The organism is Marinobacterium rhizophilum DSM 18822 (assembly GCF_000378045.1).
Classification (GTDB): domain Bacteria; phylum Pseudomonadota; class Gammaproteobacteria; order Pseudomonadales; family Balneatricaceae; genus Marinobacterium_A; species Marinobacterium_A rhizophilum.
In genome coordinates, this window is record NZ_KB899106.1 from 39,899 (window position 1) to 66,493 (window position 26,595).

The window sequence follows — 26,595 nt, forward strand, 5'->3', positions numbered from 1 at the left end:
ATGAAAGCACTAAACCTCAAACCGCTCTCTTCCGCCTCCTACGGCGGACTGCTGGAAAAAATCGAAGTGCTGCGATCGAGCCTGCGCTGGATGCCGGGGCTCTCATCAGCCGACAAGCAGAAACTGCAGCTGCAGCTCAACGAAGTGCGTAGCGGCCTGATGCTGCTATCGCGCCAGGCCCGGCTCCAACAGTCCAGTGAGGAAACGGCGCCGCCGCGTGAAGCAGACAGCGAGGAACAGGCCCCCGCACTCTCGCGCCAACAGCGGCGACAAGCTCTGCTGGAACGTGACTTCGTATTCGAGGGAGTTTTTGGCGAAAGCCCGAAACTGCTTGATGCGCTGGAGATCGCCGAACGGGCGGCACCGACCGATCTTCCGGTGCTTGTCGAGGGCGAAAGCGGCACCGGCAAGGAGCTGATGGCCAAGCTAGTGCATGTCAACGGCAGCCGGGCCGACAAGCCCTTTATCTCGATCAATTGCGGCGCCATTCCGGAAAACCTGCTGGAGTCGGAACTGTTCGGCCACAAGCGTGGAGCCTTTACCGGTGCCAGCAACGATCGCAAGGGCAAGTTCGAGAGCGCCCACCACGGCACCATCTTTCTGGACGAGGTGGGCGAGCTGCCGTTAGCCGGACAGGTCAAGCTGCTGCGGGTACTGCAGGCCAACGAAATCCAGCGTGTGGGCTCCGACGAGATCATCGAAGTGGATACCCGCATTGTCGCCGCAACCAACCGCAACCTGCTGCAGATGGCCCGTGAAGGTACCTTTCGCGAAGATCTCTATTACCGCCTCGGCGTCATCCATGTCACCCTGCCGCCGCTGCGCGAACGTCGCGACGAGATTCCGCTGCTGATCGATTATTTCTGCGACGAGGCGGCGGAAAAGCTCAGCCGCGCGCCCGTACGCATGACCCCTGCGCTGCGCAGTTTCCTGCTGACCTACGCCTATCCGGGTAATATCCGGGAACTGCGCAACCTGATCTACCGCCTGTCCTGCCTCGCGGACGAGATCGCCTCCCCCGCCCAACTGCCTGAAGACATTAGGCCGAAGTCGAAGGCCAAGGCCAGTGACGCAGACGAGCTACTGTCGCTGAGTGACATCAGGCAGCAGGCCAGCGATGCGGCGGAAAGGGCTTATCTGGAACAGGGATTGCAAAAGGTCAATGGGAAGGTCACGGAACTGGCACAACGGACCGGCATGAACCGGTCCTATCTGCAGACGCTGCTCAAGAAGCACGCGCTGCATTCCAAGGATTATCGCCAGCCCCCGGAAAAATGACCGGGCGATGCCCGCGCATCAATTTCCTGACAGTTCAGCGAACAGCACACCAGCGGTGGCTGAAAGGCCGAGCATGGCGATAAGTAAAACCAGTTGACGTGTGTGATGAATCAGTTCAAAAGCGGACACTGAAGCGGACTCCTCGCGGTGTTCATTATCACTCTACAGGTGAACGCTAACGGATCAATACGTTGCCCCCGGGACGAAACCCGGGGGCAGTGGGACTCAGTACTGAATGACCGAGTTCGAGTTGCCCTGGCTTACATAGGCACTGCCTACGGCAATATTAAGCTGCTCGCTGATATTGGTCAGGCTTTTCTTCACAAAGGTACTCGGATAGAGCGAGGGCTGATGCAGTTTCAAACCACTGTAGGGGCCCATGGTAGTAACCAGGGTGTTGGCCATTGCGGTATAACCGCCGCGTACCTGGGTCATGGCTTTGCTGTCGAGGTCTTTGCTGTCGTGCAGGTCGTTGATGGTCAGTCGAGTCATGATGGTATCTCCGCTATTTAACATCTTGGATTAAGAGCCGGTTGGCTCTTGTCTTGTATATTGCAGACCCCATGCCAGGTTCGTAATTTTTATTTTGTTTAATGGTAAATCGTTGAAAAAATAAAACTTTTATTTATCAAGCGCAATCAAGTTACATATCCAAAAAGGCATTCCTCACAAATAGTTATTTAAAATAAAACATTTTACGAAGAACATGTTTTCAATGGCCAAACAATAGTGGCCCGCACACGGCGCAGAATTTAAACGATAGCTTGTTATATATAGAAAAAGCCCGATCCACTGGAACACTCATTCATACCCCTCCGATTGACCGGCTATACAAAAACCACCATTACATTCAAGCCTGTTTATGACTTAAACCATAGGACAATCAGGTTTCCCTGGACCCTCAACCCATGAATATGGCTGCCGGTGCATGGACATGACAAGTGCTGCGGGGCTCGCATTGTCCTGCGGCCAATAGTAAACATCTCTGCGTTAGCAGATCCCGGGTTAATAGTCCACCTACGTAAAATAGCTGGCATTTCAGGAACAAATGACAATTGTCGCCAGCGGTGGCGGAAATCCTGATATTGCAGGAGAAAATGCCAGGGACCGTTCATTCTGAACATCACCGCTTATGCGCATCCATGCGCTCGCGGTATACCGTTCATCCTGAACATCACCGCTCATGCGCATCCATGCGCCCGCGGTATACCGTTCATCCTGAACATAATAAAAAACCGGCCGCTGGGGCCGGTTTTGAATCGGAACAAGTTTATCAGAACTGCATCACAGTATTACTGTTGCCCTGACTGACGTAGGCACTGCCTACGGCGATATTGAGCTGCTCGCTGTAGTTGTTCAGGCTCTGGTGCGTAATGTTGCTCGGGTACAACAGACCGTAGCCCGGCATTTTCGGCATCAGCTTGAGTCCCTGACTGGCGACCAGGGTGCTGTAGCCACCCCGTACACCGGCCATTGCCTTGTTGTCCAGTTCGCTGTTCTGCTGCAGATCGTGGATGATGATAGTCATGGTCGTTTCTCCGGAAAATTGGGGGGTGGATCCGGGGCCCTCAGGCCCCAAAGATCAGGCCTGACTTACAAAGTTGGAATTATTCTGAAATACGCCCTGGCTCAGTACCGCGATATTGAGCTGGGTATTGATATTGGTCAGTTCCTTGATACTGGAATTAACCGGGCCAAACCAGTTTTTAACGCCCTGCTGGTAGCCCCAGCTGAAACCGCCGCGAATTTTCGCCAGAGCCTGGTTATCCAGAGCCTTGTTTTCGTTCAGGTCATTGATGGCAATATGAGTCATGATGGTATCTCCGGTTGTAATCTGAAGGTTCAGGCAAGAGTATTGGTTACTCTTGTCTTGTTGAATGCAGAGCTTGTGCCAATAACTTACAAAAAAACCTAAGTATATTTAACAATTTGAAAATTAAAGATTTTTATTTAATGGCATTGTTTACCCAGAATAATCGAATTCGCTCACCGGAGAAATTAGTCTGCCAGCAGACAACATTTGATTTCGATCTGTTATTGCTTCAACAACAATAATAGTGTGTCGAATTAACGCATTGATCCAATGCTATTGGCATAGTACGAAGCCCTGCAGCCAAGCGAGAACGAAAATCCCCGGACAAACAAGCGCTGTGCAAACCCATTTTCAGTGCAGCATTACAACGCTACGGGTGATTATGTCAAATACATGTAACAGGGACATTTCATCATTGGGTCTTCCGTTGAACAGATGGCCCAGTGCAAACGCCCCCTTCCCCCCGGAAAAGTCCAGCGTGACCACTGACATGCATCCATGAGTGCGCGCCATAACCGTCAGGGATGACGGAAATCCTTATATCGCAGGAGCAAATGTAAGGGACAGTACTTCCTGTACATAACGGACACGTAGGCAGGGAAACCATTGGTCCGAGAGGGGTTAATAAAGGCACCAAAAAGCCCATGGACTCCCTGCACAGCCGATGTACAGCCCAATGGAAGCTGAATGGTGAGATTGAGCGGGTGTGAAGGTGCCGCGGCTGCATTTCATCGCGAGCCGCAGGCGCAGAGGGCTTCGAGATGAGCGACAACAGACCGACCGCCACGGCTAGGGGAAGGATCTGGAAACTGGAAACTGAAATCCGTTGCGCAGAAAAGACAAGACCGGTCAGTTGACCGGTCTCAGGGTGATCGCGACATGTGGATGAACACGCGGTCTATCAGGCTGCGAGTTTTTGCCACAGCTCGGCATTGCGCTGATGTTCGGCTGCCATGGGGTCGATACCCAGATCGCGCAGTGTATGTTTGCCCAGTTGTCTGGCGCCGGAAACACGGGGCGCGAACGGTTGAATCAGGCGCTGCATCAGTTGTTTGAAAAAATTCATCATCGGATTCTCCTGTTCGTGGCGGGAGCGAGTCCGTTTCATCTCCCGCGTCATGCCTCGAAGTTAAAACTGGATCACAGTGTTGCTGTTGCTCTGAGTCACGTTCTGACTGTTGACCACGATATTGAGCTGATTGGACACATTACTCAGGCTCTGGTGGAAAAAATTGCCGGGCAGGATCACCGCCGGCCCGTGGCCTTTGGGCCCATGGGGCAGCATATGGAACTGACCGTTGGCAAAGATCGCCTTGCCGCCCTGCACTGTGGCCATGGCACGGGCATCCAGCTGTTCGTTCTGTACAAGGTCGTTGATGAGGATTGTCATGTCGTACTCCTGAATGTCGTTCTCTAATCGGTATGGATCAGCTAGTGCCCCCGCCCCGCAGGGGCACTTTGCAATCAAGCCTGGGATACAACGTTGCTGTTGCCCTGGAAAATGTCCTGGCTCAGAACCGCAATGTTCAGCTGGGTATTGACGTTGGTCAGCTGCTTGATGCTGGTGCTGACCGGGCCGAACCAGGCCGGCTTGGGCATCAGGTATCCGGGGTTGAATGCGTAACCGCCACGGACGCTGGCCAGTGCCCGGTTATCGAGTGTTTTGCTTTCGTGCAGGTCGCAGATGCTGATAGTCATGGCAATATCTCCAAGGGTTCAGGGTCGTAAGAGCGGCTTCCACTGTGGCTGTTCGCTCTGACCTGTGTATTGCAGCCCCTGTGCCAACTCCCCGAAAATCTGCATATAGACAAATTAACAGCTTGATTTAAATGGATTAATTTATTGACCACAAAAAAATCCGGGCTGCCTGCCCGGGTTTTGAAGTGGATATACGTTTGGTGTTATTCAACAATGTTAAGGATAATTGTTTGCTGCTACAAAACAGGTTTCACACTATCTTTCTGCGCTCAATCAACGGTTAAAGGATCCGCCTGAAGAGTGGACATGGCCATACAGAGACTGCACCTAACCGGCTGCTGACAAACGACCTGCGTTGCTGATCACGGCGTAAAAATAACGGCGTTAAAAATAACGGCGTTAAAAATAACGGCTTACAGGCTTTGCCTGAACGCACTTTACTGCAGCCTCGCAGGGTGGGCGACGCGAATGAATCGGTCTTTTATCGGCCATAAACTCTTTCATTTCGACGATTTTTGTCCGGGTGGCGCACCGCTTGCGCTAGCTGCCCCGCTAACGCTTTTCAACAGCCTGCTAAGCGGGTCCCTGCGCAGGCGGACACGACGACCACCGACAATGGTCCTCATCGCTTTGCTGTCCAGTTCCCTGTTTTCCTCGAGATCCTTGATTACCAGAGTAGCCATGTTCGTTCTCCCCTGCGGGTCAGAATCGACTTCGCAACTGCCTTTCTTTACTGCATCAGTATAGTGCCAACGGTCGGGTACTGGCCGACGGATGCCAGGCTGCTGGAAGCTAACCCGAACGCGGCATCAGTAACAGCACCAGGACGGCGCAGGTGATCAATACCAGCAGCCCGAACCACAGCCAGGGAGATTTTCGTCGCGGGTTACCGCTGCGCTGTCCAGCCCTTGGGGGCGCGTCTCGCGGCTGAGCGTGCGAATCCAGCACGAGCTGCATGTCCAGCTCGCCGAAACGCACCCGCGCGCCGTCGCTCAGCTGTGCCTGCTCAACGGAGCGGCCGTCAACACAGGTGCCGTTAGTGGACTGCAGGTCGGTCAGGATCCATTGCCCCAGCTGATTCGAAAGCTCGGCATGGTGCGACGACACTGAAGGGTCATCAAGCACAAGGTCGTTGTCCGGCGCTCGTCCAATCCGTATCCGCCCCGCTGCGATTTCGCAACGCTGGCCGTCAGTCATAACAAACCAGGCTTTCCCTCTACGCAGCACCCGGGTGTGCTCGTTCTCATCACCATCCCGATGCCGCATTGCGGTACCGACAGCCACATGTAGCGCTGTGGCGTCAGGATCGCGCAACTGTGTCGCGTCAAAATCGCCGGATTGAGGCCCGGTCACCCGAAATACCAGCTGATCCAGCCAGATTTCGTCACCGTGATGTGCCTCAGCTTGGCTAATCCTTTCGCCGTTGAGATAGGTGCCATTGGCCGACCCCAGGTCCTCTACCTGCAGACAGGTGTCGGCAACACGGATGGCGGCATGCCGGCGTGACAGATGGGAATCGTCGATGACCAAATCGCAGTCCGATCCCCGCCCGATGATCAATGCCCCGGTCAGCGCCAGGCAGCCACCTTGCAGCTTGTCGGACTCCAGCGACCAGCCACTGACGGTAACCTGCGCTGGCGGCTCCGGCGCCGGCGATTCGCCCTTGTTGTGGTTCATATCCTGCTCCTGCGAGCCTGCCGTTATACCAGGAAGAATGCCAGAACGATCAGAAGTACCCCGAGCACTGCAGCTCCCAGATATCCAAGCCGGCGATCGAACTTCGGCGATGCTGACCTGGGCGCAGGGGCCGGTTCGGCGCGCGGCACGGTCGCATCCAGGTTTAGGGCTTGCGGCGCATCCTGGGGTGCCGCGACCACGATGGCGCTGATATTATCGCGCCCGCCATGGGTCAGCGCGGCCTGAATCAGGCGATCCGCCTGCACCTGCTCATCAACGCCGGAGCCCAAAATCTGGCCCAATTCGACGGCATCCAGTTCGCCGCTAAGGCCATCGCTGCAGAGCAGAATGCGCTGCCCGCGCTGCCACTGCCCGCTGCTGCGGCTCACCCGCAGTTCGTGGCGTTCAGGGACGCCCAGTGCCTGTAGCACCACATGCGCCTGGGGATGACCGACTGCCTCCCGTTCGCTCAGTACCCCTCTGTCTACCAGCAGCTGAACATAGGAATGATCGTGACTGAGCTGGCTCAGGGCAGGTTCCGCGGAATCCCAAAGGTAGGCCCGACTGTCGCCGACCCAGGCGATCTCGTAGTGCAGATCCCTTGCGTGCAATGCGACCAGGGTCGCTCCCATCCCCTTGATGCCATCGCCCTGCTCGGCCGCAGCCAGAATGGCCAGATGCGCATCCTGAATAGCCTCGCGCAGCGACAGCCCCCCGGCAACGCGCTGGTGCACCACCAGGCTCGCAATGGCGCTGGCCACCTCTCCGCCGCTGTGTCCGCCCATGCCATCGGCAACCAGCCACAACCCGAGTTGCGGATCGACCACGAAACTGTCTTCGTTATGGTTCCGAATGCGTCCGACGTCGGATCCATAGCCACAGGAGAGGAAAGCCATGCTGCTCCTAGAACGATGATAAAGTAGCGACGAAGGTACCGCTGAACGGCAGCGTCGATTGGCACATCGGCAAACGCCCGGCGGCGGCGACGCCCTCTGCGCGCCGTCCGGTTCGATACTCTACTCTGAAGTTAAGTGTAGTCAGCCGTGCCAGTATCGGAGGGTGCTGCCGTGATCGATTCCAGACCGGATGACAAGAAGCCCACAGACCTGCGGACCCAGGTGCGACGGCCATCAGAGCACCGTGCCGATCTTGAACCTACGCGCCCGATCACTCCCGCGGCCAACCTGGTCGCACCAACCCGCACCCTTCATCGGCGGAGACTGAATCCCTGGCGGGTTGCCGCCACCGCGGCTGTAGCCGCACTCGCGGTGCTCTGGTGGCCGCCGCTCAATCATGAAGAGCCCCCAGCTCCTGCGACCGAGCGTCATTTACCCGTTCCAAACGCACAAACCGGTGCCCTGTCCGGCGAGCCGGCCAACGAAGCCATCAACGAATATCGGCTTCGACTGCAGGCCCTGAGCGTTCAGGAGCAGCCCGCCCTCACGGACAGCGAGCGTCACCAGCAGCTGACGGCCCTGTTTGAGCGTTTCACCCAGGCCCTGGCGACCGGCAATATCGATCTGCCCGCAGCGGATAGCGCGAGCGAATACCTGATACAGATGACCCTGCTCGATGCACAGCACGCGCAGGTTCTGGAGGCCCGTTCAATGCTCGTCCAGACGTTTCTGCAGCGTGCCCGCGATGCACGGCTGGCCGGGCACTGGGACGAGGCGGACCGTCTGCTGCAACAGGCGCTCGAGATTCGCCTCGGTACCGGCGATCCGGGCACCCGGCTCGAACCGCCCATCGACTAACGCGTCCCCGACTGGGCATCCAGCCGTTGGCGCAGCGCCAGCAGACCGTTGTGAGCGGGGAACAGTTCCAGCCCGCGTGTAATCTGCCCTCTGGCCGCCTCCAACTCCCCCGCCTGCCACAGTTGCAGGGACTGCTCCACCAGCCGGTTAGCGACCATCTCCACCCCCTGTTGTGCAACGGCATTAGCCGGATCCATCTCCAGCACCAGCTGGTAGGCATCGTAGGCATTGCTGCCCTGGGGCAGAATCAGCCGGCCCACCATCAGGTGCGCCCTCGCCACGGCCAGCAGCCGCGCGACTTTTTCCTGCTCGGCCTGGCTCAACACAACCGGTGTACCCTGGCGTTGCGTAGCAACCGGCGGTGCCAGGCCCGGCACCGCCGGCAGTCCTTGAGGTATGGACAGTTCCACCGGTTCCGGCGGCACTGCCCTCCCTTCACGGTACCACTGATAGGCATGTTCGCCGATCAGAAAACCCGCCAGCGCCATGATTGCCATCCAGAGACGAAAGCGGGGCCTTTTGTCCGTCCTGCGGCGCCGGTCCTTGAACCCGTTGATGGCGTTACGGAACTCCGTGGCGCTCTGGAAACGCTTTTCGGGCTTCTTGGCCAGGGCTTTCTTCACCACTGTGTTGAAGAACCGGATTACCTCTGCGTTGGAGGTATCCGGCTTGCCGGGCATATCGTGAATGATCCGGTGGATCACCGTATTGGACAGGTCGCCGGGAAAAGCCTTGTTACCGGTCAGCAGTTCGTACAGAACGATACCGGTGGAAAACAGGTCGGTGCGAGCGTCCACCGGCTGTCCCAGACACTGTTCCGGCGACATGTAATTGGGCGTACCCAGCACACCACCGGTCTGGGTCAGGTCGGATGACTCCAGCCTGGCAATGCCGAAATCGGCGATTTTTACCGTGCCGTCCGACAGCAGGATAATATTAGCCGGCTTGATATCGCGATGAATGATACCCAGCGAGTGCGTATATTCCAGCGCATCCAGCACCTGGGACATGATATTCAGCACCTGCCTGAACGGAAAACGCGTGCCTTCGCGCAGATAATCCTTGAGCTCGCGCCCTTCCACATACTCCATAACGAAAAAGGGCGCGCCCTGCTTCTCGTCCTCTTCATATTCATAAATGGCAACGATGTTCTGGTGCGTCAGTCGGCCGACGGCCTGGGCTTCGTGACGAAACCGCTCCAGCAAGTCTCGTCCAAGTTCTCCTTCCAGTAGCTCGGGATGGACGGTCTTAATCGCAACCGTGCGGGCAATATGGGGATCGAACGCCTGGAAAACGACCCCCATGCCGCCTTCGCCGAGAATCCCGTCGATCCGGTATTTTCCTAGGTATTGCTGTTGCGACATAGGGGGTCACCTGGATGGTTGGTGCCCTTGTCGGGCGGCCGTACCGGCCCGCAATCAGAGCGCCGGCCTGGTCTCAGAGGGGCCGGAAAAAGAACTCCCCGGCTTCATGCCCGGCATGATGAATCGGCGTATATTCCGGCACCTGCTGTAGCTCCGGCCCGAGCTTGCGCTGCTGCACCCGTTTCAGCACATCGCGATAGAGGGCATGGCCTTCAAGTACGCGCCGATTGCTATTCAGCGTATCGAGAAAAGCCTTGGCAAACACCGAATGATTGCCACCGGCCGAATCCGGCACCGGTTGAACACCACCCGAGGTCAGGACAGTACGCGCCCGCACCTGCGCCAACGTCATGATCCATTCGTTGCGATTCTCCTCGGGAATACTGAGTTCCAGCCGCGGCATCGACGACACGCTGAGAGTGCCGGAATAGCAGGAATCGGCCACCACCATCACCTGCTTGGCACGGATGGCATTGAGGATATCGGTGACATCGACGTTGGAGATCCAATTGGCACTGTTGCCGGGCTCCGCGTCCACCGGGAGCCAGTAGCCGCGGTCGTTAACCCGGTCCAGTTCACCATGGCCGGCATAGTAGATCAGCAGATTGTCCTGCTCGGTGAGTTCCTGTCGCAACCGGTTCAGCGACGACAGGATCGCGTACCGGTCAGCGTCCAGCAACAGGGTCGTCTTGAATCCGTACCGTTCACGTAGCAGCCTTGCGGCCTCGCTGGCATCGTTTCTGGCGGTATTCAGACTCGGAAAATGGCGATACTGGTTGTTGCCGATAATCAGCGCATAGTAGTTCCCAAGCGCCAGCTCAGGTCCCCGAGTCGCTTGTGCGGCGAGCGCACCGCTGACTTTGCTGACGGCCGGCACATCGGTTATCAGCGAAAAAGCGGCCACCACCCGACGCCCCTGCCGGTCGACCGCGACGATCTCAACTGGCGTTCGGTCCGAACGAATCGGCACCTTTACCTGGAACAGGCCGTTGTCCCCCACCACCGCCGCCTCGCCATTCACCTGGAAACTGAGCAGGCCAGCCGGCGCCACCACCTTGCCGATCACTTCCCGCTCCAGCAGCGGCGTCTGCAGCCGCACGCTGGGTACGCCGCGCATCAGCACCACCGGAGGCTCGATAATCTCGATCGAGGGCGGCTCCACCATCGTTGCCGGCTCGACCTGCGTCAGTTGCGTCAGCTGCCGTTTATGCTGCTGCACTTCCAAGCGTAACTCATCAATACTGGACTGCTGTGTGCTAACCAGCTGCCGCCGCTCCTGCAATTGCCGCTCCAGCGCAGCAATTTCGTGCTGGCGACGCTGCCTCTGCGCCTGGGTTTCCTCGGTAAACAGTGCCAGTTCGGACTCATAACGGGCCCGGCTCGCGGCGAGGTCGGCATCGCTCTGCCTTTGCTGCTGTTGCATTGCCTGCAACCGCTTCTCCTTGTCGTCGAGCTGTTGCTGCAGTACCTGCTGCTGTTCGCGATATTGCTGTAACTGCTGCTGCGAAACGCTGCGCTCGGTTTGAAGATCATCGAGTGCCTGCTGCAGCCGTTGTTGTTGCCGGCGGCTGCGGGCAATCTGCTGTTCATAGCGCTGCTGCTGCGCCTGAAGTGTTCCATTGCGCTGTTCAAGCTGCTGTAGCCGCGCCTGTTCCTCGCTCTGCACTGAACGTTCGGCACTCAACTGCCGCTGCTGTGCCAACTGACTGCGGCTAAGGTCCAGTTCCCGTCGGGTCGACGACAACTCCTGCTGATGGCCGGCCAGCTCCGACTCGGCTCGCTGCAGCTGGGTCTGCAGCTGGTCGAGTTGCCGTTGCTTGTCCTCCAGCTGACGTTGCAGGGCTGCTTCGTTCTGACCAATGCCATCGAGTTGCCGCTGCAACGCCTGTTTGTCGCGGGACAGCGTTGTGAGCCGCTGCAGGTCGGCGTTCACCGCCGGTGTCGGCGGACGGGTCGCGTCACCCGGTGACGCCTTCATCTGCTCCAGCTGGCGTCGAATCTGTTCCATCTGCTGCCTCGCATCCTCGAGCGAACGCTGTCTGGCCCGCAACTGCTGCTGGCTGCGCTGCACCTCGGCCTCTAATCGTTCCTGCGCCTCGCGCCGCTCGGACAACTCGCTGCGCAGCGTTGTCAGCTCCCGTTCCTGTTCGGCATATTCCGCCTTCAGCGTTGAACTGAACTGAAGTTCATCACCGGTAAGGCCGGAGGCCTGGCGATACCAGTTAAGTGCTGCCTGCCTGTCCAGCGGCACCCCCCGCCCTTTCTCGCTCAGATGGCCCAGGTTTATCTGCGCCGGAGCATGCCCCTGTTCAGCCGCCAGTCGGTACCAGTGAGCCGCCAGCCGGTAGTCCGGTGCCAGCCCGAGCCCCTTTTCGTAGATCTCGCCGACATAGTTCTGGGCGATTGCATCACCTAGCTGCGCCTTGGGCAACCAGACTTTCAGTGCACTGGCATAGTCAGCGCGATCATAAGCCACATACTCGCCACCGCGGATCTCGCAGTTAACGGCCGAGGTGCGAATCGGGCGCCTGGCCGTCTGATAAGTCAGCTGCTGGCCCAGCTTGCGCACTTGCCCGGGGAGCAGGCAATCCACGATAAGAAATTCGTTGGCGTTCCGGGCGGCGGCTTCAGGCAAGGGCGCCGGTGTCATCGAAGCCCCGCCCTGGCAGCCCGTCAGCATCAGCGCCAGCAACAGTAGAACCAACGTATTGAACCGCCCGTACACCCCTGCCCACATCAGAAACGCGCGCCCCCGGAGATCGAACGGATACCCACGCCTGCAGCCTGCTGTCATGGCTCTCCCCTGATTGGCTACGTCACCACCACCTTCCTACAATAATAGTTCAAGCCGCTCTGTAGCCCAGCTGCGAACATTGCCGGAACCGTGGCATTGCCCTGTCGCGACCCTCGGTGGACACAGCAGTTTTCAAGAGTCCCGGGCGGCACAGCGAAACCGGGTGCCTGGCGGCACCCGGGACAGGCATACCATCAAAGAAAGCCACAAGGATTTGCTTTGTCTGCGACCAAAAGATTTTGGCGCCAGCTGACCGGACCGTCCCTGCTGCTGTGGCTGTGCGCCTGTACTCTGGTGCCCGCCGAACGCTTCGAGCAGCAGGCCCAAGAGCTCGGCTTCGAGAGAGTGCTGCTGGCCGGAGACGGCTTTGAGCATGCCGTCTATATGCATGCGCCCGACGCCGCCACCCGGGGATCGCTGCTGCATGTCTACCTCGATGGCGACGGCTCACCCTGGTTGGCCGGACGCTGGGTTGCCGCCGACCCTACCCCCGCACCGTCACTGACGCTGAAGTTAATGGCGCTGGATCCGGCGCCTCGCCTCTATCTGGGAAGGCCGTGTTACCACGGCCTGGCAACTCATCCGCAGTGCAATGAAAGCCTCTGGACCGATGCGCGCTATTCCCAGCGCGTCGTTGACAGCATGTCCCGGGCACTGGGCACACTGCTGTTACAACGGCACTCCAACGGTCTGGTGCTGATCGGCCACAGCGGCGGCGGTACCCTGGCCATGCTGCTGGCCGAACGTCTGCCACAGACCCGTGGCCTGGTCACGGTTGGTGCCAATCTCGACCCGGACCGCTGGACAACCCTGCATGGCTACCGGCCGCTTACGGCCTCGCTCAACCCGGCGACACGCCCACCGCTTTCAGCCGGGATATACCAGTTGCACCTGACCGGAGGCCGCGACCGGACGGTTCCCGCCGATCTGGTGACGGGCGTTCTGGTGGCGCAGCCCGGCGCCGAGCATTGGCATTTCCCCCAATACGACCATCGCTGCTGCTGGAGCGAGATCTGGCCCGCACTGCTCGAACACCTCGCCGAGCGCATCAAAACCGACTGAGCCGAGGATTGGCAGTAATTCGGAATCAGCTCGGCTGACCCGTCAACGTCAATCCCTGCCCTCTTGGTCCGTGATGATATAGCGAATGGCTTCCGGCGAGTCGCTTTCGGGCGCCTTGCCCAGTCCGATAAAACCCCCGCCGTGGAGGGAGAGAATATCCCGTCGCACGAAGGATTCCTCGCCATCCGACTCAATCAGGTAGGTACCGTTAGTACTCTGGTCGCTGAGCACGAATCGCCCCTGATGGTGTTCGATGCGGGCATGGAGGCGCGACACCAGGGTCTGATTTACGACCAGATCGTTCTGGTCCGCGCGCCCCATGGTGACGGCCGTCCGTTTGGCGCTGACGTCGATGGTCTGGCCCTGGTATTCGAGCACGAGCCGTGTCCGCGCGCCCCGCTGGCGAACTTCCGGATCGGGGGGCGCCATGCTTGTCAGGTCATCTCGTTGCCACAACAGCTCCCAGAGTTCCACTTCCTCGCGCTTGCCTTTCACCGCTGCTCTGTCGATCCTTCGAATCGAATCGGCCCATTGCGACCCAAGCCGGTGGACAGCATCGGACGACGTCAGCACCTGGCCCGCCTTGGACTGCGCAGCCAGGCGCGCCGCCAGGTTCACCGTATCACCGAAGACATCGCCGCTCTCAAGCAGAACCGGCCCGAAATGAAAGCCGGCGCGAATCGCGATCGGCTGTCCCTCGATGACCAGTGCACCACTGATTTGCGTCTGCATCTGCATCGCCGCCGTGGCAGCAGCATCCACGGAATCGAAGGTGACCATGACCTCGTCTCCAATCGTCTTGATCAGAGTTCCGCCATTGTTGTGGGTTACGGCCGTCATCCGTGAGATGCAGTGCGCTATAGTCTGGCGCGCCTTTGTGTCGCCTATCGTTTCGTACAGCCGGGTACTGCCGCAGACATCGGCAAACAGGACCGTCAGTTTCTGTTCCTTCGCCATGTCGAATTGCCTTGAGTTCGCGGGCGAGCACTGCTCTTGCAGCTATCGATTGCACCATAGCAGATCCTGGCGGCAGTGGCGCTGTACCCCCAACGCGCATCAGATGCCACCTTTCGCCTCCGTTAGGCGTCGTTACAGGGGGACTCTTTTTAGCCACGGCCTGTGTCGAGCAGCGGCCGATGTTGTCTCGTTCAAAAGGAAGCTGTCCTACACTTAGAATTCGTCAAATCCGCTGATTACAACCTGACCGAGGGGGACCTATCTATGGACAGCAGGATATCGACTTTAGCGCGTGGGCCAGCAATCCGTTTTAAGGCGGGAGCTGCCCTTGGACTCTGTTTTCTGGCGATAAACGGGTCTGCCGTTGCCCAGACACCGGCCGAAGAACTGGACCAAAGCTGGTTCGACATTTGTGAAGGCGCTCCGGAAGGATCCGATCTCGATAGCAAGTGTGAACTGCTGGTGCGCGCTGGCGGGCCTGGCTCCGGAGGAAGACGATCTGCCGCTGCCGTCGGTAACAATCTGGGTATCACCAGTGCTCAGAGCCGGGCTTCGGCTACCGGCGCACGCATCCAGGCGACCAATATCGAATCCCGCCTCGAAGAGGAAGATGACGAAGAAAATGGCGCAGGTGCGAGCGCCGAAATGAATTTCGGACGATTGAGCCTGTTCGTGAACGCCAACTATACCGACACGGAGCGCGATCAGAGTGATTTCGAAACGGGGTTCGACCAGGACCTTTACGGCGCAACCTTCGGAGCCGATTATCGCTATTCTGACCAGGTCACTGCCGGTCTGGCGCTGGGGTACTCCAACAGCGACACTGATTTCGACGCCAATGCCGGCGAACTCGATACCGACTCCCTTTCGTTAATCGCCTACGGCAATTTCCGGCCTGGCGCTGACCTCTATATCGATGCCTATCTGGGATATGCGTCGCTCGACTACAAAAGCACCCGCAATATTAGCTATGAGCTGGTATCCGACGATGTTCTACTTGGTACCGTATCTGAAGTAGCAAACGGCAAGACCGATGGTGACCAGTGGTTCGGCGGTATCAATCTGGGGTACGACCGGGCCTATGGCCAGTGGACCCTGAGCCCTAAAGCAAGTATCGATTTCATTGAAACCGACATAGACGGCTATGCCGAAAGCGGCGGCGGCGGCCTTGCACAGAGCTACCGCGACCAGTCCATTTCGTCGCTCACTACTAATATCGGCGTCCAGGTCAGCTATGCGTTGAGCCGAAGCTGGGGTGTACTGCTGCCCCAGGCTCAGGTGCACTACATCCACGAATTCGACGACGACGCACGAACCCTGACCTCAAGCTTTGTCGATGACGCCAATGCTACTTCGCTGAGCTATTCCACGGACAATCCGGATCGTAACTACTTTACCGCAGGCATTGGGGCTACGGCCGTACTGGCCAACGGCGTTATGCCTTTTATCGATTACCAGTCCCTGCTGGGACACGATTTCCTCGACGAGCAGGTTATCACCATCGGCGTAAGGATCGAACTCTGAGCGACACAAAGCAGCGGACCAGACGGACGGGAATTGGGTAGCACTAATACTCTGTCAATGCCAATCTTCACGAGACAAGAGAATCGGTATTGCGGCAGGGAGGCCGCAAATCTTGATTAGCGATACAGGCTGTCACAGGCGTCAGGGCCTCGGTATTTAGCAACGGGAAATCACGGTGGTTGATTACCCGGGGCAATAGCAAGGCACTGCAGGCACTAGCAGCCTGTCGGGCTTAACACTGATCTACTGCGGAAAAGCCGATTCTCTCCGGTAAAAAGGGGTCATTTTTTGCACTCTTCCTCGTTAAACAGAACCACTATTCGCCTCAGAAGAGTACAAAAACCGCCTCAAAACGGTCTTTCCCTCGTTACGACCGGCCACGTTTGACAGGCTAGTTCGGTGAATCAGCAAAAGGAGTTAACGGTATAAGGCATCCGGCCCCCAGGACAGTTCCAGCGCACGTCGCTCCACGCCCTTAAGCCCCCGTACCACCAGGGTGTAGGAATGGTCGATCATGCGCTGTATTTCTCCATCCGGCAGTGAACCATCCAGCAGAACCGTGTTCCAGTGACGCTTGTTCATGTGATAGCCCGGTTGCACGGCCTCAAACACATCCCGCAGCATCTGTGCCTGCACCGGATCGCATTTCAGATTAAGCCGCACACCGCTATTGTCCGTCATCAGCAGTGCAAACATCTTCTGCTTCACCTTGAAGACCGCGGGCCCCGGTCCAAACGGATAGTCCTCCCAGGCTTCAGGCTTGCTGAGCAGGTAGTCACGGGTCTGCAGCTTGTCCATTCCGGGTGCCTCGTCTACAGGATTTCAATGGATTCAACATACACCAGCTCGCAGGCGCCCTGGCCAACGTCATCACGGGTAAGAGAACTCTGCCAGCGCCACCCATCGGGGGAAGTAGCCCGCACCAGATAGCCGCTGATACGCACCACATCCCCGGTTCTGACGGCGGAAATCTGCCGTTCAATGTAACTGTCGGCGGCAATCATGTGCATGTTGGCGCTGCTGTGCTCGATCTCCTGCCGAGGAATGGGCAACTGTTCAGTACGCCAGCGATACCAGCGTCCGGACTGGCGTATCTCGATACGATCCAGCACCCGGCTGTCGGACATTGCCCCCCACCCCAGTGCCAGGTCATATTTGGACAGGTCCGATTCACGATCCAGCCAGTAACGCTCCTTGCCCAGTACCCGTGCATCGATCTCAAATTCCGCCAGTGCCTCGATACGGTGTCCATCAAGTTCGAACGGGGGGCGGCTAACCGGGTTCTGCCGCGGCGCCTGCTCAACCAGCACGCCGTCGTCCCGGCTCCTGTCGCCCTCGGGGAAGAAAACGACGGTCAACACGATCACCGCCAGCAACCCCAACCATTTTTTTGCAGCCATACCGGCTCTCCCTGCTTACTGCCGCGCGACGGTACTAGCGCGAACGGCGCACCTTCGTGACCAGGCTTTGTCTAATAGACTTAGATTACAGATACTCACGGACAATCCAAACCCATGGTACCCGATAGCCACCAGAATCCGCCCAGCATCACCGTCTATTATGATGGCGCCTGCCCCCGCTGTCGGCGCGATCGTGCCCGCTACGAAAAACTCGCAGGCTCCCGGGCAGACACCATCTGCTGGTTCGATATCACCGGGAAGGATGACGAATTGCGAAGACTCGGCATAGACCCGCGTCTCGCACTGACCGAGCTGCATGTACGGGATGCCGACCAGCGCATTTATAGCGAACTGGATGCCTATATTCTGCTCATGCGCCGCGTGCCTTTGCTAAAACCACTGGCCTGGCTGATTGGCCTGCCAGGGCTCAGGCCCTGGCTATCCCGCCTGTATCACCGCCAGGTCATGCGCCGACTCGCAGGACGCTAAAAAGCAGTACTTTAGTACTGGTTATTAAGCGCCATGGTAGGATTTTTCCTGCCCGACGAGCACGTTCTAATTAGGGTATGAATATAAAAAGCTTGTTCCTCCCCTGCCTTATCGGCCTGTCGGTAGCCACGACATTGCCAACGGCTGCGGCGCAAAGTCCCACGACAGCCAGCGAATCAACGCTGTTTTCACCCGATGGCTATCGTATAGCGCAATATCGCAGCCCTACGCCCGCGGATATCGCCCAGGCCCGGACCCTCGATACCGCAGCATTGCAGGCCCTGCTGCTGCAGCGTCCCGATACGGCGCTGCTCAACGTGCAGGCACTGGACTGGCGCAATGGCGTCTTTATCAACCTGAAAGAGCGCCTGCAGATACCCGGCAGTTACTGGCTGCCCAATGTGGGCAAAGGCGTGCTGGAGCAACCCTGGGAAAACTATTTTAGAATCCAGCTCGACACACTGCGCCGCGATGATGCGACACGGCCTATCGTGTTTTATTGCCGTGCCGACTGCTGGATGTCCTGGAACGCCACGCGACGCGCGGCACAGTGGGGCTACAACCAGGCGTTATACTGGTATCCAGAGGGCACTGACGGCTGGCAAGACGCGCTGCTGCCGGTGGAACGCGCGATTCCCGTACCATTGGCCGAAACAAACTGACACTGGCGAGCCAAAAGCGCGCGTAGCGGTTAAGATAGCATCGTAACCGAGCGCTAGCGGATAATAACTATAACGGAGAGACCCCGTGTACAAGATACTGATTGCCGATGATCACCCGCTGTTCCGCGAAGCCATTACCAATGTCATCCGCACCAGCCTGCCAGGCTGTGAAACGATCGAAACCGAGAATCTGGAAACGGCACTCGCCCTGACACTGGAACAAGACGATCTGGACCTGATTCTGCTGGATCTGAACATGCCCGGCATGCACGGCCTGAACGGCCTGATTACCCTGCGCAACGAAGCACCCACCGTACCGGTGGTGATCGTTTCGGCCGAGGAGGACAAGCAGATCGTGCTCCAGGCCATCACCTATGGGGCAGTGGGCTTTATTACAAAGTCGTCCCCCCGCGAACAGATGACCGACGCCTTGCAGCAGATTCTCGATGGTAACGTCTATCTGCCCTCAGACATTATTCGTGCCAGCAAGCCTGAAACCCGGCGCAACCGCAGCGATGAAAACCGCATACCGGTGGAGCTGCTATCCTCACTCACACGACGCCAGCTGCTGGTACTCGAACGCATGGCCACCGGTGAATCCAACAAGCAGATCGCCTATAACCTCAACATCGCAGAAACCACCGTCAAGGCTCATGTCTCGGCGATCCTGCGCAAGCTTGGCGTACATAACCGCATTCAGGCCGTGCTCTCGGCCGGCAATATTGATTTCGCCCAGTACCTGCGCCGTTAAGCGCAGCGGCTGGCAACAACGAATCGTCGCAGGGACGCGCACTCCGTTTCGTTACGCCGAACAGCTCCCCTTGGTGCCCAATACAGGACAGCGGCTGCCCAGCCTCTGGATGGCCAAGAGCGCTGTACTCAAGCGTCAGGGCCGCGTGTTCAACAGATGGTTCAGCGTGGTCTTGAGTTTCATGGGGCGCACGGGCTTGTGCATCAACAGGTAACCCAGATCCCGAATCTGCTGCTTTAGCTCGTGACTGTAGTTGGCGGTCACCATCAGCACCGGCAACTCATCGCTGCGCCGACGCTTGATCTCGGCGACCAGGTCAATCCCGTTGTCATCATTATCAAGGTGGTAATCCACGATCAGCAGATCCACCTCCCCGTCTGACACCGATACCTTGCGCTCGAGATCGTCCAGAGAGAGCGCCGTGATGACATCGCAACCCCAGCCCTGCATCAGGGTGGCCATGCCATCGCAGATGGCCTGATCGTTATCAACCACCCACAAGCGCGCATTTTCAAGCCATGCCTGGACAGGCTCAGCACTGACCAGCACGTTGTCATCGCGCGGTTCAAGGGTGCCCAACGGCACTTCCACCGAGAAGACCGAACCGCGACCCGGCACCGAGGTGACCGCCACCTGATGCCCCAGAATGCGTGAGATCTTGTCGACGATCGCCAACCCCAGACCCAGCCCCTTGTCATGATGACCGCCGCCCGGCGGCAGAATGCGCTTGAACTCCAGGAAGATTTCGGTGAGTTTTTCCTCGGCAATGCCGATACCGGTATCCCAGACCTCGATCACCAGGCTGTCACGACGGCGGCGGCAACCAAACAGAATCCGTCCGGTTTCGGTATAACGCAATGCATTGGAAAGAAAGTTGCGCAGAATTCGCGCCAGCAGCTGACTGTCAGAACGGATCACTGCATTGCTGCAGACAAAGCGCAATTGCAGGTTTTGCTTGCGCGCCACCTGGCTGTATTCATTGGCGATATTCTGCAGCAAGCCTCGCACGCAAAAAGCGTTGATATCCGGTGTAATCACGCCGGCATCCAGCTTGGAGATATCCACCAGGGTACTGAGCAGGCTTTCGACATCGGCCAGGGAGTTACTCACCGATCCCACCAGCCGTGACGTCCCCTCCGCCATCTCCTGCTCCTGCAGGGCGCCGGTAAACAGGCGCGCGGCATTCAGCGGCTGCAGCAAGTCATGGCTCACCGCTGCAAGAAATTTCGTCTTGGACAGGTTGGCCTGCTCGGCTTCTTTCTTGGCTTCGCGCAGCCTGGCCTCGATTGCGACCCGATCGTGAATTTCCTGCCTTAGCTGGTCATTCAGCGCGGTAAGTTCTGCCGTGCGTTCATCAACACGATGCTCAAGATGCTGATAGGCCTGCTCCAGCGCATGGGCAGTACGACGCCGTTCCGTGATATCCCGAATCATGACGAAGATGCCCACGGCCCGTCCGTTACTGTCCAGGTTCGGCACATAGGACTTGAGCATGCAGCGCGTTTCACCGTGCAGGTTTTTCTCGTCAATTTCGAACGTCACGCTTTCCCCGGCCAGCGCCCGCTCCATATAGGGGCGGATCTTGTGGAACTGAGCCTCGCCCTGCACCTCGCTGATCAAGCGGCCGTTAAGCTGGCCGCGCGGCCAGCCGTACCACTCGTCGTACACCTTGTTGGTGAACTGGTAACGCAGATCCTCACCCACATAGCCGATCAGGGCCGGCACATGGTCGGTGATCAGGCGGATCCACTGCTCGCTTTCGCGCAGCGTCTCGGCGTAACGATGTCGCTCGGTAATATCGGTGTACGTATTGACGTAGCCGCCGGTGGGCATGGGGTGGGTACGGATCTCCAGCACTCGGCCATCGGGCAGCGTCTGCTCCAGCGCCTGGACACCGTCGGGACACTGCAGTGGCAAAATGGGTGCCAGTACCGTGGTATTTCCACCCGCCAGCAGCTCGGCAAACAGTCGCTGCTGCGGCACTTCGGTGGGGTCTATGCCGCCGAGCTCGATGAAACGATGATTCCAGACCTCAAGCTCGCCCTGCCCATTGACCAGTGCGACGCCCTGGGACAGGTGATCCACCAGGCTTTGTAAAAGCCGCGATTTTTGCGCCAGGGCCCGCTCGCGTTTCGCCTCCTCAAAGGCCTTGAGCTCGGTGATATCGGTATACAGCACCACCAGGCCACCATCGCGGGTGACCTTTTCGTTGACCTGGATCCAGTGCCCGTTGGCCAGTTTCATGACCGGGCTGCCGGAGCCTGCCTGAGACCCGCTCTCCTCCTGAATCAGACCATGCTCATGGGCCAGGCGTTTGAGATCGGATATGGTCGTGCCATCTTCAATACTGATTCCGGTACCGTTCCAGAAGGCACGAAAATGACTGTTGGACAACAGAATGCGGCGGTTGCTATCGAACAACACAAAGGCATCGGAAATGCTTTCAATGGCATCGATCAACCGCTGTTGGGACATTTCGGCTTCTTCACTCGCCTGCGTCAGCGCCCTGTTACTGCGCTTGAGCTGCAACAGCGCGCTGTTGAGCGCCTCGGTGCGTTCGCGCACCTGCTCGGCCAGTACCACCGAATGCTCAAAGGCGCCGTAAGGATCCGCACGGTGACCACCGCCTGACTCGACCCGCTCGACCAGGGCGCTATTGATCTTGCGCAGCTTGGCATTCTCCCGCTCCAGCTGAGCGAGACGATCCTGCAATTCCAGCAACTGCCCAGGCGAAGTCATTGCCGATGCGCCACAATGCTGCGCGCAGGGCACTTCGGCCAGAGCCCAGACCTGGTATCAGCGCAGTTCATGCCGCACGCCTCCAATTGCAACACCGGTGAACGTTTGATTAAGGTGCATGCCGTTGAACTGCTCGCCATAGGTATTGAATCCGATCACGCGGTGGGCCTGCAGGTAGTCTGAGGTTGCCACATCAAACCCGGTGTGTTCGGCTTCCAGGCGACGCAGAAAGCAGTCGCACCCAATCACCAGCCGTGGCGTGCCGATCGCCTGTTCAATACGGGCGAACTCGGCGTCGAGATTCGCCAACATCGCCCCCGGGCGCATGGCTGTCAGCACAATGCCCTTCTCCACCGCACAGTAGAACGTCATGCTCAGGTCAGGATTAACCCGCTGAATAGAGCGCACATAGTAGTCTTCGCCGATGCGCACCGCCACGGGATGAAGTGCAAAGGAGTGAAAATCCAGTGCTTCCACCGGCACACCCAGCACTCGGGCATACTCCAGCGCAGCGGGTTCGGCGTTCAGTTCGATCACCGTACGGCTGTCAGGATCGGCGCTGGTAACGACCATTTTCTCACCCGGGTGTTCGATGTGGTGGCTCGAAAACACCTCGAAATCACAGCGGGTATTGAACAAGAGCACCACGGCGGCATCGGTATGAAAGCACCCATCAAAAAACACATGGGTATTGGCCAGATGGATATCATCACCGGCCGAACCACCGAAATTGGGAATACTGCCCAGCGCCGAATTCAGCGCCACCAGGAACAGTTCTTCCTGGCTCGACAATCCGTCCAGCAGCGTGAGCGCAAAAGTATTGCGCTTGATCGGCGCCAGGTTGCGGGCACGGCAGCCCGCGGTCAGGCTCTCCACCACAGCCTGGGCATCTGTCAGCGAAAAGCGCCCGATCTGCTTTATTAACTGCCCCTCAATGGCGAAACAGCGGGCATCAAAACCGATGGCCGTCACACAGCCCTGACCATAGCCCTGCGGCGTAATTTCACCCGCCGTGGTACAACCGGCCAAGCCGACGCCGGCAAACTCGGCCTGCAAGGCAACACCAAGCGCCTGAAGATCATATTCGGCCGAACAGAAAAAAAGCACGAAACCCAGTTGGGGGCCTCGCAATGCCTCGCGCAATTCGGCGGATGCCGTTGCGGGATCGGTACTGTAACTCACTGCTGTCAACGCAGGTGACAGGGGGTCATCGAGCTTCAACGTTAGCCTCCCCGGGAGTATCAACGTCAGAATTGAAGGCAGTTTTCATTGTAGGCGCTGCCGGCGCACCCCTAAATAGTACTTGGGTGCTGCCTGACTAAAAAGCACTAATCAGTTGATTAATAGAGAGTTAAAAGAACCGACAAGAGGCAGAGTAACGCAACCTGCCACGACTAACGGTACTTAAGTACAATTTCAGCAGGCAATAAAAACGCGGCTGCAGGTACTGGAGAAGGGGTAACCAGTAACCACAACCGCGTCACCGCGACCTGTTCGGTATTACCAGGTCAGTACTGCACCGACTGCGATGGTGTCGGTATCCTCGAAGTCTGAACCACCCACGGTGACTTCGGTACGATTCAATTCGGCAACCAGTTTGAGATTTTCGTTTACGTCGTGAAACAGCGCAACGGCGCTGTTGGCATACTCGGCATCTGCGCCCATCAGCAGCGGATCATTGCTGCTCTCGTTTTCACCATAGGACAAAACAAAACGGTTTGCACCAACAGTATAAGATGCCTGCGTCAAATAACCCTGCACGTCATTGTTTTCAGAGGTCACCAGATTGCTCAACCCGGCCACGGTACCCAGGCCCTGCCCGTCCACAGCAGAGGCGGTGAGCGACAGTCCACCGAACTTCACGTTCACCCCGCCCGACACCCCACGGGAGTCCACGTTGCTGCCGCCCGATTCCGAGCTCTGGTACAGGCCGCCTATCCAGGTTTTAAAGGCAACGCCGTTAAGGTCGCGCTGATAGGTTAACTCGGTTTCAAAGCGCGGCATTTCTTCTGACGAGGCTGAGTCGGGCTTGCTGGGATCCATGATACCGCCGGCAAACTGCAGGCCACTGACTACAGGAGAACGGTAGGTAATCTGGGCCACCGGAAACGGATAAACGTATCCACTGCCGATATTGCCGAAGGAGACATTACCGCCATCCAGCAGCCCAAGGGTATCTGACACCTGTCCGTGCCCCAGCAGCAACTCATCGGACATGATATTGCTGCGACTGAAAAGACCGAAATCCTTGCCGATCAGCACCTGGCCAAAATCGCCATCCACGGTACCGTAAAATTGGCGAACGTCGATACCGCTGCGGGTTCCCAATCCTTCAGCACCCCGAAACACATCGGTGTCGTTGACCGTGACCCAGAATGAAGACCGCGCCCCCAGTTTCAGGTCACCGGCCTCCTTGGTCATATTGAAGCCGATCCAGTTGGGCAAAAAGCCCATCCGTACACGAGACTGATCCCGATCGCCCATGGGGCCACCATCGACACTGCTCTGGGTGTAAAAAACGTTGATCATTCAATCCGTGCTGAAGGTTGTACCCTCGGTGTCGTAAAGGGCAATTGCGGCTGAGGCCTGGCCTGACAACAACAGCGATATGGCCGCCGGCAGCAGTTTCACAAGCATGTTTTTATTTTTCATGGCGTTTCCTTGGATTGGCTTCGGTTTGAGGCTGTCGCCATTATCCGTACCGGCAGCGCAGCCAAAAACAGCCTGTATGACCATAAAAAACAGTACATTAGCGTTGTTATCTGGAGTTTGGTGTCAAGTACTGCATGGTGAGCGTGCCGGCACGATACGCCTTATGTCCTACCCGGCATCCCGCTATTGGTATTGGTTTTTACCGCAGGCGCAACAACACAGTTGCAACAAAAGCGCATGTGGCTTCTCTCGATGCTTTAATGCGGTTTCAGCTATTCTGTGGGAAACATCAACGGCGGGAACGCCTAGCAGATGCAGAGGAAGTGGACCCATGAAAAGAGTCATTATGCTGCTGATCAGCGCGAGTGCGGTGCTCTGGGGCATTGCACCCCAGGCGTCGGAACTGTCGAATCAACTGATCAGGGACGCGCGCCAAGCCTGTGCCGCCAATCAGGACGGACAGCTGGGTTATCAACCCGGGACCATTCGCGTCATCGACCTCAATCGCGATGGCATAGACGATGAAATCGTCGACGAAAGCACTTACACCTGCACCACATCGGCCAACCAGTTCTGCGATGCCACCGGCTGTGGTCTCAAGGTCATCGTCAACAACCAGATCCTGCAGCGTCATGTGCGCCAGTGGCAGATTATCGACTGGGACAATGACCGCATGTTGCTGCTCGCGCTGCACGGCTCCCAGTGCGGCACCCAGGCCCCCAAGGGCTGCTATGAAGCGATAACCTGGGTCGATGGCGGCTTTCGCAGTGTGCGCCCATAACGGCTAAGCCGTATTTGAGTGGCCTGGGTGCTGCGCCAAACAGAACCGCATCATATCCACCAGAATCGCCACTGGCACTGTAAAACCAGCGCCATGAAAGATAACGGTATAAATTCCTGAACACTAGACAAGCGACACAGGTTGCACCGCACCATGCCGAAAAAGGCCTGTAAAACTGGCTCATCAGCAGCCTGTCGTGCTTGGCCGGTCGTAGCGAGGGGAAGACCGATTTGAGTTAGTTTTTGAACTCTTTTGAGTCAAATAGTGGTTCAATTTAACAATAAAGAGTACGAAAAATGACCCCTTTTTACCGGAGAGAATCGGCTTTTCCACAGTAGATCAGTGTTAAGTCCGACAGGCTGCTGAGCCCCATATCACCATTGCAGCCAGCAGCCCCGCTGGCGGAAATAGTCCTGCAACGGCCTGCAGTCCGGGCAGTGGTGCTCAACCAGGCGCCAGAAACGTGCCGAGTGGTCAAAATGACGCAAATGGCACAGCTCATGAATCAGCACATAGTCCGCGGCTTCGGGTCGTGCCATGACAAGCCGCCAGTTCAGTGAAATCCGGCCGCCACTGTCACAGCTGCCCCAGCGACGGCGAAAGCTGCGTACCGAAACTGCCGCCGGCATGAGCCCGGTCTGCCGACTCAGTTCCAGCAGGCGCGCGCCAAGCAGCTGCTCGGCCTGCTGTATCAGCCACTGCTGCAACAGTGCGCTCACCGCCTGCTCAGCGGGCCTGCGGATACGCCTCGACAACGTCACCACGACTTCATCACCCGCGATTACGACAGCACTGGCCCCACCCGACTGCCAGCGCAGTCGATAATCACGGCCACGCCATGGAATAAGCCCGCCCTCGACGATCTCGATACCATGGGCAGCCTGCTGAATCTGTTGTCGGTCCAGATGACGCAGCACCCACTGACGTCGACTTTGCACAAACTTATCAACCCACTGCGCACTGACCCATTGGGGAACCCGCACCAGAACGGCGTCTGCGTTTACCTGGATGGCGGCACTCTTGCGCTTGCTGCGCACCACCTGATAGTCAAACGACACTGGTGCCTGGTCGTGAATGTCAGACATGAAACTCCGCACAGACTTAATAATGTGATTTAGTTAGGACTACGGCGACTAAGCGGCAGGCCTGTCTGGCCTGACGTTATTGCTGGGCCGAACACATATAGCCGAACACATGTCG

General features: G+C 57.8%; 26 protein-coding genes. 8 read left to right on the forward strand and 18 right to left on the reverse strand.

Annotated elements, in window-relative coordinates:
• Complete coding sequence (locus F451_RS0117745) at positions 1-1,278, forward strand: sigma-54 interaction domain-containing protein (RefSeq protein ID WP_020682747.1); 1,278 nt, start codon at positions 1-3, stop codon at positions 1,276-1,278.
• Between the two features lie 225 nt (positions 1,279-1,503).
• Here F451_RS0117745 and F451_RS0117750 read toward each other — a convergent pair whose 3' ends face one another.
• The 8 genes from F451_RS0117750 to F451_RS25930 all read right to left on the reverse strand — a co-directional run bounded on the left by F451_RS0117750 (position 1,504) and on the right by F451_RS25930 (position 7,362).
• A complete protein-coding gene (locus tag F451_RS0117750; protein ID WP_020682748.1) occupies positions 1,504-1,770 on the reverse strand; it encodes a hypothetical protein in 267 nt (88 codons plus the stop codon).
• A gap of 781 nt (positions 1,771-2,551) precedes the next feature.
• On the reverse strand, positions 2,552-2,806 hold the full coding sequence (locus tag F451_RS0117755) for a hypothetical protein (RefSeq protein WP_020682749.1): 255 nt from the start codon (positions 2,804-2,806) through the stop codon (positions 2,552-2,554).
• 54 nt (positions 2,807-2,860) lie between these two features.
• Entirely contained in the window at positions 2,861-3,091 is a 231-nt protein-coding gene (locus F451_RS0117760; protein ID WP_020682750.1) for a hypothetical protein, read from the reverse strand.
• Positions 3,092-3,992: 901 nt separating this feature from the next.
• On the reverse strand, positions 3,993-4,160 hold the full coding sequence (locus F451_RS27835) for a hypothetical protein (RefSeq protein WP_020682751.1): 168 nt from the start codon (positions 4,158-4,160) through the stop codon (positions 3,993-3,995).
• 60 nt (positions 4,161-4,220) lie between these two features.
• Positions 4,221-4,481: a hypothetical protein gene (locus F451_RS0117770; protein WP_020682752.1), complete on the reverse strand. Its 261-nt coding sequence runs from the start codon at positions 4,479-4,481 to the stop codon at positions 4,221-4,223.
• A gap of 74 nt (positions 4,482-4,555) precedes the next feature.
• The gene (locus F451_RS0117775) at positions 4,556-4,789 is read right to left on the reverse strand and encodes a hypothetical protein (RefSeq protein ID WP_020682753.1); all 234 of its coding nucleotides are present in this window, start codon (positions 4,787-4,789) and stop codon (positions 4,556-4,558) included.
• A gap of 792 nt (positions 4,790-5,581) precedes the next feature.
• The gene (locus tag F451_RS26860) at positions 5,582-6,466 is read right to left on the reverse strand and encodes an FHA domain-containing protein (RefSeq protein ID WP_020682755.1); all 885 of its coding nucleotides are present in this window, start codon (positions 6,464-6,466) and stop codon (positions 5,582-5,584) included.
• Positions 6,467-6,489: 23 nt separating this feature from the next.
• Positions 6,490-7,362, reverse strand: coding sequence for a PP2C family protein-serine/threonine phosphatase (locus F451_RS25930; RefSeq protein ID WP_020682756.1), 873 nt, complete (start codon positions 7,360-7,362; stop codon positions 6,490-6,492).
• Positions 7,363-7,533: 171 nt separating this feature from the next.
• Between F451_RS25930 and F451_RS0117795 the strand changes: the two genes are divergently transcribed.
• Positions 7,534-8,220: a hypothetical protein gene (locus F451_RS0117795; protein WP_020682757.1), complete on the forward strand. Its 687-nt coding sequence runs from the start codon at positions 7,534-7,536 to the stop codon at positions 8,218-8,220.
• Here the strand turns inward: F451_RS0117795 and F451_RS26865 are convergent.
• Positions 8,217-9,584: a serine/threonine-protein kinase gene (locus F451_RS26865; RefSeq protein ID WP_083928473.1), complete on the reverse strand. Its 1,368-nt coding sequence runs from the start codon at positions 9,582-9,584 to the stop codon at positions 8,217-8,219. The two genes, F451_RS0117795 and F451_RS26865, sit on opposite strands and share 4 nt — an antisense overlap.
• A 73-nt stretch (positions 9,585-9,657) precedes the next feature.
• Positions 9,658-12,288 (reverse strand): caspase family protein, encoded by a 2,631-nt coding sequence (locus F451_RS26870; protein ID WP_205624035.1) that lies wholly within the window; start codon positions 12,286-12,288, stop codon positions 9,658-9,660.
• Positions 12,289-12,597: 309 nt separating this feature from the next.
• Between F451_RS26870 and F451_RS0117810 the strand changes: the two genes are divergently transcribed.
• The gene (locus tag F451_RS0117810) at positions 12,598-13,440 is read left to right on the forward strand and encodes an alpha/beta fold hydrolase (protein WP_020682760.1); all 843 of its coding nucleotides are present in this window, start codon (positions 12,598-12,600) and stop codon (positions 13,438-13,440) included.
• A gap of 48 nt (positions 13,441-13,488) precedes the next feature.
• Here F451_RS0117810 and F451_RS0117815 read toward each other — a convergent pair whose 3' ends face one another.
• Positions 13,489-14,397 carry an adenylate/guanylate cyclase domain-containing protein gene (locus tag F451_RS0117815; RefSeq protein ID WP_020682761.1) on the reverse strand — a complete coding sequence of 303 codons (909 nt, stop codon included), beginning with the start codon at positions 14,395-14,397 and terminating at the stop codon, positions 13,489-13,491.
• 264 nt (positions 14,398-14,661) lie between these two features.
• On the opposite strand from F451_RS0117815, the gene F451_RS0117820 reads away from it, so the two are divergent.
• Positions 14,662-15,921, forward strand: coding sequence for an autotransporter outer membrane beta-barrel domain-containing protein (locus tag F451_RS0117820; RefSeq protein ID WP_020682762.1), 1,260 nt, complete (start codon positions 14,662-14,664; stop codon positions 15,919-15,921).
• A gap of 417 nt (positions 15,922-16,338) precedes the next feature.
• On the opposite strand, the gene F451_RS0117825 is transcribed toward F451_RS0117820, so the two are convergent.
• Both F451_RS0117825 and F451_RS0117830 read right to left on the reverse strand, forming a co-directional pair.
• Complete coding sequence (locus F451_RS0117825) at positions 16,339-16,719, reverse strand: MmcQ/YjbR family DNA-binding protein (protein WP_020682763.1); 381 nt, start codon at positions 16,717-16,719, stop codon at positions 16,339-16,341.
• Between the two features lie 14 nt (positions 16,720-16,733).
• Positions 16,734-17,321, reverse strand: coding sequence for a hypothetical protein (locus tag F451_RS0117830; RefSeq protein WP_020682764.1), 588 nt, complete (start codon positions 17,319-17,321; stop codon positions 16,734-16,736).
• A gap of 114 nt (positions 17,322-17,435) precedes the next feature.
• On the opposite strand from F451_RS0117830, the gene F451_RS0117835 reads away from it, so the two are divergent.
• The 3 genes from F451_RS0117835 to F451_RS0117845 all read left to right on the forward strand — a co-directional run bounded on the left by F451_RS0117835 (position 17,436) and on the right by F451_RS0117845 (position 19,223).
• Complete coding sequence (locus F451_RS0117835) at positions 17,436-17,810, forward strand: thiol-disulfide oxidoreductase DCC family protein (protein WP_020682765.1); 375 nt, start codon at positions 17,436-17,438, stop codon at positions 17,808-17,810.
• 77 nt (positions 17,811-17,887) lie between these two features.
• Positions 17,888-18,472, forward strand: a complete 585-nt coding sequence (locus tag F451_RS0117840) for a rhodanese-like domain-containing protein (protein ID WP_020682766.1) — start codon at positions 17,888-17,890, stop codon at positions 18,470-18,472.
• A gap of 85 nt (positions 18,473-18,557) precedes the next feature.
• Entirely contained in the window at positions 18,558-19,223 is a 666-nt protein-coding gene (locus F451_RS0117845) for a response regulator (RefSeq protein ID WP_020682767.1), read from the forward strand.
• A gap of 135 nt (positions 19,224-19,358) precedes the next feature.
• Here the strand turns inward: F451_RS0117845 and F451_RS0117850 are convergent, their stop codons facing one another.
• The 4 genes from F451_RS0117850 to F451_RS28635 form a co-directional block, all read right to left on the reverse strand.
• Complete coding sequence (locus F451_RS0117850; RefSeq protein ID WP_020682768.1) at positions 19,359-21,962, reverse strand: hybrid sensor histidine kinase/response regulator; 2,604 nt, start codon at positions 21,960-21,962, stop codon at positions 19,359-19,361.
• Between the two features lie 57 nt (positions 21,963-22,019).
• Positions 22,020-23,183 (reverse strand): nitric oxide-sensing protein NosP, encoded by a 1,164-nt coding sequence (gene nosP, locus F451_RS0117855; protein ID WP_020682769.1) that lies wholly within the window; start codon positions 23,181-23,183, stop codon positions 22,020-22,022.
• Positions 23,184-23,462: 279 nt separating this feature from the next.
• Positions 23,463-24,491, reverse strand: a complete 1,029-nt coding sequence (locus F451_RS25950; protein ID WP_020682770.1) for a porin — start codon at positions 24,489-24,491, stop codon at positions 23,463-23,465.
• The gene (locus tag F451_RS28635) at positions 24,492-24,614 is read right to left on the reverse strand and encodes a hypothetical protein (RefSeq protein ID WP_020682771.1); all 123 of its coding nucleotides are present in this window, start codon (positions 24,612-24,614) and stop codon (positions 24,492-24,494) included.
• 331 nt (positions 24,615-24,945) lie between these two features.
• On the opposite strand from F451_RS28635, the gene F451_RS0117865 reads away from it, so the two are divergent.
• Positions 24,946-25,395, forward strand: coding sequence for a hypothetical protein (locus F451_RS0117865; protein ID WP_156826548.1), 450 nt, complete (start codon positions 24,946-24,948; stop codon positions 25,393-25,395).
• Between the two features lie 374 nt (positions 25,396-25,769).
• Here F451_RS0117865 and F451_RS26875 read toward each other — a convergent pair whose 3' ends face one another.
• Positions 25,770-26,480, reverse strand: coding sequence for a M48 family metallopeptidase (locus F451_RS26875; RefSeq protein WP_020682773.1), 711 nt, complete (start codon positions 26,478-26,480; stop codon positions 25,770-25,772).
• Between the last annotated feature and the right edge of the window lie 115 nt (positions 26,481-26,595).

Bases quoted from the DNA above. Each gene is read 5' to 3' on its own strand.
- F451_RS0117865 (WP_156826548.1), top strand. From the start codon at position 24,946: ATGAAAAGAGTCATTATGCTGCTGATCAGCGCGAGTGCGGTGCTCTGG.
- F451_RS0117850 (WP_020682768.1), bottom strand. From the start codon at position 21,962: ATGACTTCGCCTGGGCAGTTGCTGGAATTGCAGGATCGTCTCGCTCAG.
- F451_RS25950 (WP_020682770.1), bottom strand. From the start codon at position 24,491: ATGATCAACGTTTTTTACACCCAGAGCAGTGTCGATGGTGGCCCCATG.
- F451_RS0117830 (WP_020682764.1), bottom strand. From the start codon at position 17,321: ATGGCTGCAAAAAAATGGTTGGGGTTGCTGGCGGTGATCGTGTTGACC.
- F451_RS0117775 (WP_020682753.1), bottom strand. From the start codon at position 4,789: ATGACTATCAGCATCTGCGACCTGCACGAAAGCAAAACACTCGATAAC.
- F451_RS0117820 (WP_020682762.1), top strand. From the start codon at position 14,662: ATGGACAGCAGGATATCGACTTTAGCGCGTGGGCCAGCAATCCGTTTT.
- F451_RS26865 (WP_083928473.1), bottom strand. From the start codon at position 9,584: ATGTCGCAACAGCAATACCTAGGAAAATACCGGATCGACGGGATTCTC.
- F451_RS27835 (WP_020682751.1), bottom strand. From the start codon at position 4,160: ATGATGAATTTTTTCAAACAACTGATGCAGCGCCTGATTCAACCGTTC.
- F451_RS0117825 (WP_020682763.1), bottom strand. From the start codon at position 16,719: ATGGACAAGCTGCAGACCCGTGACTACCTGCTCAGCAAGCCTGAAGCC.
- F451_RS26860 (WP_020682755.1), bottom strand. From the start codon at position 6,466: ATGAACCACAACAAGGGCGAATCGCCGGCGCCGGAGCCGCCAGCGCAG.
- F451_RS0117840 (WP_020682766.1), top strand. From the start codon at position 17,888: ATGAATATAAAAAGCTTGTTCCTCCCCTGCCTTATCGGCCTGTCGGTA.
- F451_RS0117750 (WP_020682748.1), bottom strand. From the start codon at position 1,770: ATGACTCGACTGACCATCAACGACCTGCACGACAGCAAAGACCTCGAC.
- F451_RS28635 (WP_020682771.1), bottom strand. From the start codon at position 24,614: ATGAAAAATAAAAACATGCTTGTGAAACTGCTGCCGGCGGCCATATCG.
- F451_RS0117745 (WP_020682747.1), top strand. From the start codon at position 1: ATGAAAGCACTAAACCTCAAACCGCTCTCTTCCGCCTCCTACGGCGGA.
- F451_RS26875 (WP_020682773.1), bottom strand. From the start codon at position 26,480: ATGTCTGACATTCACGACCAGGCACCAGTGTCGTTTGACTATCAGGTG.
- F451_RS0117815 (WP_020682761.1), bottom strand. From the start codon at position 14,397: ATGGCGAAGGAACAGAAACTGACGGTCCTGTTTGCCGATGTCTGCGGC.
- F451_RS0117760 (WP_020682750.1), bottom strand. From the start codon at position 3,091: ATGACTCATATTGCCATCAATGACCTGAACGAAAACAAGGCTCTGGAT.
- F451_RS25930 (WP_020682756.1), bottom strand. From the start codon at position 7,362: ATGGCTTTCCTCTCCTGTGGCTATGGATCCGACGTCGGACGCATTCGG.
- F451_RS0117835 (WP_020682765.1), top strand. From the start codon at position 17,436: ATGGTACCCGATAGCCACCAGAATCCGCCCAGCATCACCGTCTATTAT.
- F451_RS0117770 (WP_020682752.1), bottom strand. From the start codon at position 4,481: ATGACAATCCTCATCAACGACCTTGTACAGAACGAACAGCTGGATGCC.
- F451_RS0117755 (WP_020682749.1), bottom strand. From the start codon at position 2,806: ATGACTATCATCATCCACGATCTGCAGCAGAACAGCGAACTGGACAAC.